8 protein-coding genes are annotated in these 12567 nt (G+C 35.8%); 5 read left to right on the top strand and 3 right to left on the bottom strand.

Translation table 11 applies throughout. From position 1 onward, the window contains the following. Positions 1 to 167 precede the first annotated feature (167 nt). Positions 168 to 488 (top strand): hypothetical protein, encoded by a 321-nt coding sequence (locus AC012T_RS17540; protein WP_487060041.1) that lies wholly within the window; start codon positions 168 to 170, stop codon positions 486 to 488. A gap of 53 nt (positions 489 to 541) precedes the next feature. Here the strand turns inward: AC012T_RS17540 and AC012T_RS17535 are convergent, their stop codons facing one another. Beyond that, complete coding sequence (locus tag AC012T_RS17535) at positions 542 to 838, bottom strand: DUF2103 domain-containing protein (RefSeq protein ID WP_015215584.1); 297 nt, start codon at positions 836 to 838, stop codon at positions 542 to 544. A 5-nt stretch (positions 839 to 843) separates the two neighbouring features. Next, positions 844 to 1167 (bottom strand): ATP-dependent Clp protease adapter ClpS, encoded by a 324-nt coding sequence (gene clpS / locus AC012T_RS17530; RefSeq protein WP_015215585.1) that lies wholly within the window; start codon positions 1165 to 1167, stop codon positions 844 to 846. Between the two features lie 199 nt (positions 1168 to 1366). Here clpS and AC012T_RS17525 point away from each other — a divergent pair, with 199 nt between their 5' ends. Then, positions 1367 to 1921, top strand: a complete 555-nt coding sequence (locus AC012T_RS17525; RefSeq protein ID WP_487060040.1) for a hypothetical protein — start codon at positions 1367 to 1369, stop codon at positions 1919 to 1921. A gap of 107 nt (positions 1922 to 2028) precedes the next feature. Here AC012T_RS17525 and AC012T_RS17520 read toward each other — a convergent pair whose 3' ends face one another. Further along, positions 2029 to 5286, bottom strand: coding sequence for a hypothetical protein (locus AC012T_RS17520; protein ID WP_487060039.1), 3258 nt, complete (start codon positions 5284 to 5286; stop codon positions 2029 to 2031). Positions 5287 to 6392: 1106 nt separating this feature from the next. Here AC012T_RS17520 and AC012T_RS17515 point away from each other — a divergent pair. From AC012T_RS17515 to AC012T_RS17505, 3 genes are all read left to right on the top strand, one after another. Then, positions 6393 to 6845, top strand: coding sequence for a TEK-like protein (locus tag AC012T_RS17515; protein ID WP_487060038.1), 453 nt, complete (start codon positions 6393 to 6395; stop codon positions 6843 to 6845). A 237-nt stretch (positions 6846 to 7082) separates the two neighbouring features. After that, complete coding sequence (locus AC012T_RS17510; protein ID WP_487060037.1) at positions 7083 to 7535, top strand: TEK-like protein; 453 nt, start codon at positions 7083 to 7085, stop codon at positions 7533 to 7535. Between the two features lie 283 nt (positions 7536 to 7818). Then, entirely contained in the window at positions 7819 to 12552 is a 4734-nt protein-coding gene (locus AC012T_RS17505; protein ID WP_487060036.1) for an FkbM family methyltransferase, read from the top strand. Positions 12553 to 12567: the final 15 nt, after the last annotated feature.

Here is a 12567-nt window from a genome sequence, read left to right as displayed (position 1 = left end):
TTCAGGTTCTAGATGATTCTGACTCCTGATTTCTGCTGTATTATGTTGCAATTGTTTACAGATATCGCTATTAACTATTGCAGTTTGTAACTATTTTGAATAATCTCCGGGACTATGCCTTTAGACTAATTGACAATAGAAAAATCAAAATAGTGGGATAAAGGCAAATGCATTCGGTAAATCTATTTTGTCATGAATTTGTAGTTGCTGTTTCTTGTGTAGCTTGTATTCTTGGTCTATTGATGCTATGGGATAATAATAAACAAAAAGATGAAGCCCAAGAAACAGAGGAAATCCTGTTAAGGATGAGTTTTGCTTACTGGCTAGTTTACTGTGTTGCTTTTGGGATTGAGAAGATAGTTTTACCGAATTGGGAAGGTTTAACAATGACCTTGAGAATCACTATAGCTTTGTCATATTTGTTAACTTTTTCTTGTATTTTGAGCTTGCCATTACATAAGTTTGCAATACACCGTGTTGAGGAATAGTAAAAAGTCGAAAGAGGAGTTAGAAATGCTCCTCTGTTGATTAATCGTCGTATTCATGTAATTCTCATAGCGATCGCGATCGCACTTTCCAGTTGTTCCTGAAGCAAAGTTGTGAGGATAAATACCTCTTGAACCGTCTTACCCTGCCGTGCAATGACTTTATAACCCCCGCGAATGGGTACAGACACACGCAACTGCATTTTGGGACAATGACCTCTCACCCTTCCAATCACCGCAGGTGTGACTGTGTGAATGCCATCATGCCGACACAAACGTTCTAAAATTGGGATTAGTCCAGAAATGTGAGTAGAGTGATTCCAAACTAGTCTGCCATCCGTGGGTTTGTTCATGATGATTAAGCTGCTTCTAGGGGGGCCATAGTCAACCCAGCCCGTCGTAGCTGTTGGTGGTAGAGTTCCGCAGGTTCTTGAGGGCCTACCCAAACAATTGCCTGTCCTTCGTGATGTATCTGATTGGTAAGATCCCAAGCGCGATCGCTCGACATTCCTGGAATATACTTTAGCAAACACTCAGCCACGTGTTGAAAAGTATTAAAATCGTCATTCAACACAATCACCTTGTAATTTGGATAAGTTTTGCGAGTAACTTGATTAACCCGGTCAGGTGTTACAGTTGGTGCTGTAGCCATCCCATAAATCGCTGCAAGTCTTGTAACCATAGAAAAATGAATCAAAAACGAGGTTTTACAAACTTCCACTCCAAATAACCAGTTTAATCCATTGTTGGGTTAATGAAGTTGTAGGATTAATGAAGTTAACACAATTGATATAAGCATGGAGATTGATGTAAGCAAACCGCACATCATCCACACTAGCCTGAAAATTAAGTCAATATTTGGAAATAACGCATTAAATACAATGACACCCAAAATCCAACCTACTGCTCATCCTGAAGTTAAGGGCTTAATCTTAACTTTCCTCCTATCGGTTTTAATGGCTGAAACTGTCCAAGCTCAATCCCTACCAGCCATCAACATCCCTACCATAAAAGTACAAAGCATCTCAGTTATTAAACCATTAATAAACATCCCAAAACCAACAATTAAAATAGAAATTCCAGCGGTGATCAAGCCTCAAAATAATATATTTAAGCAGCCGACTAATTTTGTCATCAATGGTGCAGTCAATAATACACGCCCTAGCTTTATTTCCGTTATCCAAGATGGAATTAATATACCTCAAATTCAAACAGGAATAGGACAGACTACTGTTACTGAAAATACCAAGCTCAACACCACTATTAATATTCCCACTGCAACCACAACACTCTCTACTATTAATGTAGTTGTACCTTCTACAAATATTGTTGACCCTGGAAATATCAACTTTAATGTCACCACAACTCCAATTAGTGATCAAGGTTCAGTTATTAATAGTGTTAATCTTTCATTCCCATTGCCAATTTTAGATTAATTTTTGAATTGATTAATGTGTAGATCATTTACCTTCCATATTCTGTCTAATGTAGAGACTTGTGAACAATAGTCTCTACTGCCTATTAATTAGCAATTACCCTGAGGCTAAAATTTTAATTCCATATTCAACTGTCCTCTAAAACCATATTCACTATTACCTAAACGAGAATCAATCACCAAACCAGAACTAGCACTTTCATAACGAAATATCATCCCATAATTAGGATCTACTAATTGACCTTCAAATCCTTTAGTAGCCGTAGAATTATTTGTATAGTAAGGACCAATTTTTAAAGTACCAAAGTTTTTGCTTTTGATGATATTATAGGTAGTCTCAAACTGGTATAAAGCCTGATTACCAAGAGAAATAGAACTATTAAAATCAAAACCAACCTTATGGGAAAAATTGAGAAGTAAAAAAGCACTAATATCACCTAAACTATTAGATTTGACATCAGGATTTAGGAATTTTGGAGAATAACTCAATACTGGATAAAAAGTGATATTAAAATCTGGTTTGGCAAACTGAAACACATTTCCAAGAGAAATATTTGACAGATTTAAACGATTAGGATTAGTGTTATAAGTTAATGAAAAAAAAGGTGAATTAGCTATAATCGTATGCCACTGCTTCTTGTCATCATAAAATATATTCTGAAAATCTGCCTTAGCTGCAAATTTCAACATTCCTCCTATAGAAGTTTCTGATGTAGCATTAGGATTTAAATTACCCAAATTGCTATCAATCATTGGCGCAGAATCTGGAAATAGATTAAACCACATTCCTGTAGATAGGGCATAACTAAAATTATCAATACTTCCAGAAGCTACCAACTCAATTGCTGGTAAATAAAGATGTCCAGTATAAGCAGATGTTTCAATATCTCTTTGTGGAAACGTACTCAGTTTTATCCTTCCAAAATCTAAATCATAACTTTTTCCTGGACCAATAATAGGAACTGCTGTAAACATACTAGCTAGGTTATTATCAAAAACATAAGATTGATCAAATAAAACTTCTCCATCTGAAGTTTCACCGCGAATAAAAGTAACTTCAAACGTTTCTGGAGCATTAATTTGAGTTAAATTAGTAGGAATATTAATACCAGTAAAAAATATTGGACCCAAGTCACTGGGACGGACAAAATCTATGATAACAGGTGCTTCAGGAGTCCACGGTTCTATTTTCTGCTCAATAAATTGTACACTCCTGCGGTAAATGCCAGTTCTCAATTGGAATAATAATGAACTATCTGGAGTAATATTACTTGCAAAAGTATAACTTCCTGAAACTTGGGAAAAATTGCTATTAGTATTGCCATAATTAAGTGTATCATTTAACCGTTGATTCATCTGTCTTCGTTGTTGAGATGTAGCCTTTGTATTCAGATTAGCTAAAGGTTGCAAGTTGTGATATTTTTCTTTTGCTTCACTAATAGATTGATTTAAATTACCCGGATTGATAAAATTAAAGACACTACCCAGCATTAAACCAAAACTAGCATTCATCGTTTGATTTAAATCAGTATCTTCCCATTGGGCTGTAGTTATGGATAAACCAGGATTAGAAAAAACATTCAAATAATTTAAATTGATTTTTTCTGGATCGTATTTCAGTAAAGTCCGGTTATGTGACCAACTCAAAGTATATCTAAACCAATCTTTATTCTGAGGATCTGATATAGAAAAAGTGGCAACTTCAGGACTTTGTTGACCTAAGTTATACCACATCAAAGAATTGAGATAATGAAAATCTTTTTGTTCTTTAGTTAAAAAAGGATTACTGAGAACTGCAACAATATCATCGTTGTCACTTTGATTAACTTGTAAAGTTTTGATTCCTGGAAAAGAAGTAATAGGAGAATTAAAACTAAATCCCTGTTTAGTGAAAACATCACCTAAAATCAGTCCAGCAGCAGCAAGATTTTCACGGGGTATAATACTACCAATTTCTAGCTTGACACCGTTATTTAATAAAGGTTGTAAATTTACAGTCGGAAACCCTTGTAAAAATCTAGGTGTATTCGTAGCATCTAAATTACCAAAGAAAGAACCTCCTCCTAGCAACGCATTTGTTGTGGCTTTGCGGGTATCATCTAGAGGAATAAATTTTTTAAAAAGACTACCATCAGGTCTAGTTACATCAATAGTAAAACTAGCATTATCGGCTAGATTCGCTCCTGGAGGTAATACGATTTCCGCAGCCCCGCTAATAATATTTATATCATCTAATTTCTTATTTCCTACTAAATCTTCAAAAACATTAGGAATAGCAAATACTGTTTGTACACCCCAAAAAACCGTAGAAACTTTAGCAATCTGTCTAAGTTTTTGGTGATTAGAATTTCCCTGATAACCAACATTTAGATGTCTACCTTCAGTCTCAATTACTACTCGATTTCCATCTAAAACCCAATAAAATTGTTCATCTTCGGGATAAAAAGAAATATTAGCTGATTTAATGAGAACATCACTAAATTCCCCTTGTTGAAAAGAATTACCTGCTTTAAATTTATCTAAGTCAAAAGTAAAATCTGAATAAAACTCAAAGTCTAAAGGTTGAAAATTCCGGGGATTAATAATTAGTTTATCACTTGTATTGACGAAAAAGGGATATCTTGAAGCGCTATTGTTTAACAAATTACGCATTAAAGTTCTCAAGATTTTTCGATTTTCTTCAGGTGTTAATTGTGGGGGTTTTTCTGGTTTATCTTCAGGTTTTTTTTCTGGTTTCTCCTCTGGAATAGGTAAAGAGGGTACTTCTTTGGGAAGTACAGGGAGATTTGGCTCAACTGGATTAAATTGTACTTGAATTTGATTATTCGTTGATTGTGCAATTAATTCCTCTTTTTTAAGCGTAACTTCAGGTAAAGATTTACTATAATAGGAAGTAATAGTAGATTTTGTATTTATATTCTCTTCAAAATCGCCATCAATAATTTCATTAGCACTATAGTTAGATAATGCAAAAGATGTATTATGCTCTTCACATCTGGATATTTCTGGCTGAAACTCCTCGTGGACATGGGGGTTATCTTCTCTGATAATAGGTATAAGTGGGTAATTTTCAATGGTATGCCCCCGACAACCTATAGTTGTATGTTGTAGGAGCTTTTCTGGTAACTTGTATGCAGGATTGTGAATAGGATTTATTTTTTTCTTAATTAAATTTGGCTCTGGTGAAAAAGAAATAACGTCTGTTCTCTCTGGAGAAGCAAGAGTTAAGTTTTTCTGGTCAAAATCTACCTCTTCTAATTCTAACTGTTTTTCGGTATGACTATTCTGATTTGTGGTATTCACACTCGGAAGATCGCCAACTGTTTCTTTTTCAGTCGCAATAGTTTTGGTTGGTAACAATGTCATTATTGACAAAATTAAAAAAATCCAATTATTCCAGAGATAATATAGTTTATTCATATTTATTTAAAATATTTATTGGAATCAGATTTAGGACTTACGCAAGATTGGACTCAAAACCTGATTCTTGGGTAGGGGTAATTCATGAATTACCCCTACTTCCATTCTGTTTTGCGTAAGTCCTGAGATTAAATCCCATTGCTATTGGGATTGCATTTTTTGATGATATATCTAGAGATTTTTTTGATAAAAAACCTCCATCGTGAAAATTATTGTTCAATCAAATCATTGTTTTAGGCAGTGCTAATAATGCAATGCTCGTGAGCATAAGCATGAGAAAAGAATCTCATCTCATCCGCATTTAAGGCTGTAGTTTAGGAACAATTGCCTAAAAATCTGATTCAGCAAGCTTAAATCGCTGTAACTGAATATCTATATTAGCCCGATGATAGCAGTTGATTTAACTTATACCAAGATTTTTCCACGAATTTTGCACATTATTATAATTAACTAAATAATTAACTGATACTGAATTTTTTAAGTATATAAATCAAATAAATAAGTGATATTGCTTAAGTATAAAATGGATTACTTAGGTAGATACACACTGAAAAAATTTGAATAACAAAATATTTCTTTTTTATAGTTGATAACCATACATCCCAGCGCATTATATCTTGGGGTTTTATTTAAAATTACCTTAACCTAACAATTTTAGAAACTATCTGCAATATTACGGAATTTTTCAAGAAGATTTTTGAGAAGTTCCACTAAGTCTACTTACATAAAAGTACATTTAAAAATAGGTATTTAAGTTCGATATTTACCCCGTAACAACCTTTCAAAATAGCGTTTATTGTATTAAACATAGATTCTTACCTGTTCCCAAAGCAACCAAGTATCCATCTGTATACTTTCAGGCACAAGCAGAGTTTTTCTTTCCTAATTTTTATGAGGATGTCTAATAAAACAAGTCTTTCTAGCATCCTCCTAAGAAACTGATAACCGTATAAATTTTACCAAGCCTGAAATTAAGCAATTTATTGGATACAGATAATCGGAAGTTTTTGTAGTGCGTAAGTTTTCATCAAAAAAGCTAGGAGTTACCAATCATGAACGCAAAATCTAACAAAACATTAAAAGCTGCTGCTATTTCTTCTCTCTTAGCAGGTGGTGCAGTAGCAGCATCATTCATCTCTGCTGAACCAGCCAAAGCTCAGTTTATTGGTGCTGATTCTCAGTCCAGAGTATCTGGTGCGATTACTAGTGTTTTATCAAATGATGTAACCAACAGCTTTGCTGCGGAAATGGTATTTCCAGAACAGTCTATAGCTTCTAGCGGTACAGTAACAATTAGCGCTACTTATGCAACCGTGTCAGCTGACGTGAGCCAAGTTGCGATTACAACAGCAAACATGAGTGCTGGTACAGCAGCTTATACTGCCAGCACAGTTGAAGCTGCTACTGCTCGTGCGATAGATTCCGCTGAAGGTGCTACTCGCTTTGGTGACATTATTGGTATCGTTAAATCTTGGCAAAGTGGCGGTTCTGCTGCCTTGGACTAGTTAAGGAAAGTCGGCGATTCCCACTAATAAAAGGAAATAGAAGGAATCGTCAACCACCTTTATGGGACATAGGCAGGAATATTAAATCCTTATGCCCTATAGTTCATCCCCTCTGCTTCAACTAGGGGATGAATTTATTTTAATCTGATTTTGAATGAATGTCTGCTATCTTTTCTCCAGAAGTGAAGGTTTAAGCTGGGAAATGTTGGGATAGTCAACAACTAGAATATCCCAATCATGAACACCAACTGTACCCACACATCAAAAGCATCAGTTATTGCATTTTTATTAGTAGGGGTAGCAGTTGCAGCCTCATTTATTGCGGAAAAGCCTGCTCAGGCTCAGTTTATTGGTACAGATTCCCAGTCTAGAGTTTCTGCGGCAGTGACTAGCATTTTATCGAATGGTACAACTAACAGCTTTGCATCGGAAATTGTATTTCCACAAGATTCCATCAGTCCTAGTGGTCATCTGACACTGAAAATTATCTACGGTGCTGTAGGAAATGATCCAAGTCAAGTGACAATTATCAAGGGCAATATGAATGCTGGAACTGTTAATTATACAGATAATACCATTCAATCTGCTATTGCTCGCGCCATTAATTCTGCTATTAATGATTATCGCTTTGGTGACATTATTGGCATTGTTAAATCATGGCAGAGTGGTGGTTCTGCGGCTCTTGATTAGTTGTAGTTTGATAAATTAAAAATCTTGTGGGGTGGGCATTCTGCCTGCCCAATATTACTAAAAAAATTCCCAAACTACGAAATTAACCGTTTATCCTACTATTTAGATTTTCGTGAATATAGCCTTTCCTACTCTAGCTAGATACAAAATTACCCCTCCCCAACCCTCCTCTTACCAAGGAGAGGGTGCGCGACAGTGCGTGTGGGGTGTATTTGATGAGCTTGGCAATTGCTATATTATTTTTTGAAATTTTTACATAAATTATCAGGGAGTGAAAGTAATTATGATGATATTTTGTGGTGGCACTGCTCAAAATTTAAGAACTCTTGCTTACAACCTTTGCCAAGCTCTGCTCACTCAAACTTGTGAAATAAATATTCAAGGGACTACTTGCAAAACTGCAACTGAAATTGACGCTTATTTTAAAATCATAGAAAAATCTACACTACCAATACTGATCCAATATCAGGTTCTTTCTGAATTAGCCTTAGAAGTAATCCATCACGGTCAAGCTAAAAGCGTTTATCTACATCAAGACCCCCGTGAAATTTTGACTACTGTCATCACTTCTCCTAAAAACAAGGAAACTTTTGAATCTACTTTTATTAATCTTTGGCAACAATACCAAGAGCAGTGGTTTAGTGATGTAAATCAAACTTTATTAATCCGTAAAGAGAACTTACTCACACAACCACATTCAGAAATGGGTCGGTTATCCACATATTTAGAAATTGAATCGACAAATACTGAAATTGAACTGTTACTTAAACAGTATCCACTAGAACAAGAAAACACAGAGGAATGGCAACAAATTCTGAATCCTCAACAATGCTTGATTATTGAAACATTACTCAGTCCTTTGTTGCTGCAATTTCATGATGAAGACGAATCTAGCTTATTTCAAAAAATAGAACAAAATTTGGTATCAATTCAATTAGAACCACTACTAATACAAATTGATAAACTTCTCGGACAAATTGGTCGTTTCAAATCCGAAAAATTACGGGAACAGTTTTATGAATCTATTGATAAATGTCTGATCACCGCTTTAACTGCAAGGGGTCGGTTACAGGAAGCAGCAGAAGTGTACCATTTGCTAGGAAAATTCCTCACTTTACAAAATGACTTACAATTTTCTGAAAAATGGTATTTACGCGCTCTCAGTATCCAACCACAGTTAGCAAAATCTCAATATAATCTGGCCTTTGTCTATGAACAACAGGATAAGTGGGAACAGGCTATTGATAATTATGCTCATGCTATTACCATCAATCCTAAGTATACTAAAGCTTATTATCGTTTAGGCTTGATTTTTAAACGTCAAAAGCATTTTATCAAAGCGATAGAGCAATTTTCCCAAGTCTTGCAACTAGATGCGGATCATCAAGGTGCTAAATTCAATTTAGCTTTACTGTGGCAACAAGGAGAGGGTGCGGATTTTATTCAGAATCTGCTAGAGAAAAGAGAGTTGGAGTTGTTGCCTCAACTCACAGAACAAATTAATGATACTGGCGCAATATTGGTGCGTGAGCGTAAATGGGAACAAGCTAAGAACTGTTTTAAATCGGTAATAGAACTAGACCCAGATTGTATTTTAGGTCATTATAATCTAGGTTGTGTTTTGCAAAATCAAAAATACTATCCAGAGGCAATATTTTCTTATCATCGGGCTTTAAAAATTAATGCTAATCACATTGATGCACTCAAAAACTTAGGTTATGTTTACTATAAAAATGGACAGGGAGATTTAGCCCAAGAATGTTTTCAGAAGATACTGCTATTAAATCCAAATCATGCCGAAACTTACGAAATTTTAGGATTTATTGCTGGCGAACAAGGAAAGTTATCAGAGTGCATTAGTTTGTTAAATGAAGCTTTAAAAATTAATCCCAATAATCCTAAACTTCATTCTTGCTTTCTGTTTAATTTAAGTTCGCTGATTAGTTTTACACCCCAACAGATTTTAGATTCTGCTCAACTGTGGTATCAGCAACAAGTAGTTAATCAATGGCTACCGACTCTCACTACTAATCGTAACGATAAAACTCCACACCGTCGTTTACGCATTGGCTATATTTCCCCTGATTTCCGCAGACATTCTGTAAGTACATTTATTAAACCTATTTTCCAACACCACGATCGCACCCAGGTTGAGGTTTTCTGCTATGGTGAGGTAAATGAACCTGATGCAATTACAGATGAAATTATAGATATCTGCGATGCTTGGCGTTCTACTGTCGGTCTTTCTGATTTACAAGTAGCTGAGTTAATTCAAACAGATCGCATAGATATTCTGGTTGATTTGGCAGGACATACGGCAAACAACCGGATGATTGTTTTGGGAATGAAACCAGCACCGATTCAAACTACTTACTTAGGCTATTTTGCTACTACTGGTTTACTCACCATTGACTATTGGATTACTGATGAGGTTCTCCATCCTCATGATACACCGGAAAAAACCAGCGAAACTATATGGCGTTTACCCCGCTGTTATGTGGGTTATGAACCCCTGAAAAATGCACCTGAAGTTGCTGAACTTCCTTGTAAAAAAACGGGCATCTTTACTTTTTCATCTTTTAATAATTTACGCAAACTCACACCAGAAACTTTTGCGCTGTGGATTGAAATCCTCAAAGCAGTTCCTAACTCTCGCTTGGTGTTAAAATGCGCTAGTTCTGATGTATTTAGCCCTTTAATAGCTGAAAAAATCCAAACTCCCTTTGTTGAACAGGGTATTGATCCGAAACGGATCTTTTTATATGGTGGTTATGCTGCTGATGAAGACCATCTAAATCTTTACAACCAGGTTGATCTGCATTTGGATAGTATTCCCTATACAGGATGCACTACAACTTGTGAGGCTTTGTGGATGGGAGTACCAACAATAACTGTAGCCGGGACTCGGAAGATGGAACGCATGAGTGCAAGTATTCTCCATAGCGTTGGTTTGGATGATTGCATTGCCCATAGTGCCGTCGAGTATGTTGAAAAAGCGATCGCATTAGCCCAAAATCCAGATTATCTACAATCTTTGCGCTCAACTATGCGGGAAAGAGTGTTGCACTCTCCTCTGTTGGATGTAAAAAACATGACTAGTACGTTAGAAGCTGCTTATCGCCAAATGTGGCAAATTTATATTGAACAAGAAACAAAAGTGTCTAACAGTGAAGAATCTCTTGCTAATGCTTCTTTTCCCGTTGATTTAGAATTTGCTGATGCTGTTAATTATTATCAACAATATCTCGAAAACCATCCTAATGATGCTCAGGCTTACTATTATTTAGGTCAGGCTTATCAAGGATTAGATGATGTAGAAAATGCTATCCCATCTTATTTACAGTCTCTTGCCATTAATCGCTCTGCTGCTGCCACCTATCAAGCTTTAGGTAAACTGTTGGCAGAACAGGAGTTAATAGATCAGGCAGAAAAATATTATCGGTGTGCGGTATTAGTAGAACCAAATAATAGTGAAATACAGCAAAATTTAAACCTTTTTTTACAGCAGTATGGCTCTAAAACTGCTAATAAAATTATTCCGATTTTTCAGAAAAATGGTAACAATTCTGAAGAACTGAAAAACTTTAAATTCATTGATGCTGATTATCTTCAGCCTGATGAATGCCTCGTTGAGATTGAGGGGGAAATTAAAATCTGTGTTAAAAATGATCTAAACAGTCTGACAAGTTATGTTTTGTTAGAACAGGGTGATTGGTTTGAGCCAGAAATGGAGTTTGTTCGCAAACTTATTATACCAGGAATGGAAATTCTAGATATTGGTGCTAATCATGGAGTCTATACCTTGACTATGGCTAGGTTACTGCAAGGACAAGGTAAGATTACTGCTTATGAACCTGCTAGTTCTGTTGTTTCCTTACTGCGAAAAGGTGTAGAGGCTAACGGTTTTACCAATGTAGAGATAATCAATGCGGGCTTATCAAATTGCGAGGGCAAAGCCACTTTATTTCTATCAACAAATAGTGAACTAAATTCTCTACAGCAAGATGGTTTATCCCAACAACAAGAAACTATTAAACTGCTGAATTTAGATCAAGAATTAGAGCAACACAACTGGCAGAAGATTGATTTTATTAAGTTAGATGCAGAAGGAGAAGAAGCCAAGATACTTGCAGGTGGCAAAAGATTTTTCTTTGAGCAATCGCCATTAATTATGTTTGAACTCAAGCATGGTAAACATATTAATATGCGGCTAATTCAGCTATTTCAAAATCTAGGTTATGAGATTTACTACTTAGTTTCTAGCATAGGTTGTTTAGTGCCTTTTGATGTAAATCAGCCTGTAGATGGCTACCAATTAAACTTGTTTGCTTGTAAAATAGAGCGATCGCAACAGTTAGCTGAACGTGGTTTGCTGGTTACAGAAATTCCAGACAAGCCTTTACTTGCAAACCCATCTTACTGGTTAGAAGCAATAGCAGCTTTAAATTATGCCACACCTTTTCTGAATCAGTGGCAAGAATACACAAAGGTTTCCCATGCTGACAGTCAAGTTTATTTAGAAGGGCTAAACTATTTCTTTCTCGCAAAAACAGCCAACCTTTCTCGATCAGAACAGTTTGCAGCCTTAAAATATGCCTTTGAATGTATTCAGCAAGCCGTTCAAGCTAAACCTTTATTGACTAGATATTGCAGTTTGGCCAGAGTAGCAGCAGAGTTAGGTAAGAGACAAGTTAGTGTGGAAACACTCCAACAACTAATCACTTATCTAAATTCTGGTAGATTAATTAAGGTTGATGAGCCTTTTGTCCCAGTTAGTCAGCAATATGATCATCAGATATTCGATCATAATTTGCAAGACTGGTTGTTAGTGAGTATTATCGAAACCTTCGAGAATAGACGTGTGTTCTCTTCTTATTTCTCGGTTCAGCAAACGGTATCTTTACTCAATCAGATTGTTCAAAAACCTTTCCATAGTCATGAGTCAGAAAGCCGATTAATACTTGCCAATAAACGCCTTGAGGGAGAACTATATGCGATCGGTAGCATCAAAATTTAGAAGAAATTGCTGTCT

The sequence above is a fragment of the Anabaena sp. EIM26 genome, assembly GCF_057568715.1.
The sequence above is the reverse complement of the archived record's forward strand: the minus strand, read 5'-3'. Positions and strand labels throughout refer to the sequence as shown.

Coding starts and splice junctions, on each gene's coding strand:
- AC012T_RS17540 (WP_487060041.1), top strand. CDS start 168: ATGCATTCGGTAAATCTATTTTGTCATGAATTTGTAGTTGCTGTTTCT.
- AC012T_RS17535 (WP_015215584.1), bottom strand. CDS start 838: ATGAACAAACCCACGGATGGCAGACTAGTTTGGAATCACTCTACTCAC.
- clpS (WP_015215585.1), bottom strand. CDS start 1,167: ATGGTTACAAGACTTGCAGCGATTTATGGGATGGCTACAGCACCAACT.
- AC012T_RS17525 (WP_487060040.1), top strand. CDS start 1,367: ATGACACCCAAAATCCAACCTACTGCTCATCCTGAAGTTAAGGGCTTA.
- AC012T_RS17520 (WP_487060039.1), bottom strand. CDS start 5,286: ATGACATTGTTACCAACCAAAACTATTGCGACTGAAAAAGAAACAGTT.
- AC012T_RS17515 (WP_487060038.1), top strand. CDS start 6,393: ATGAACGCAAAATCTAACAAAACATTAAAAGCTGCTGCTATTTCTTCT.
- AC012T_RS17510 (WP_487060037.1), top strand. CDS start 7,083: ATGAACACCAACTGTACCCACACATCAAAAGCATCAGTTATTGCATTT.
- AC012T_RS17505 (WP_487060036.1), top strand. CDS start 7,819: ATGATGATATTTTGTGGTGGCACTGCTCAAAATTTAAGAACTCTTGCT.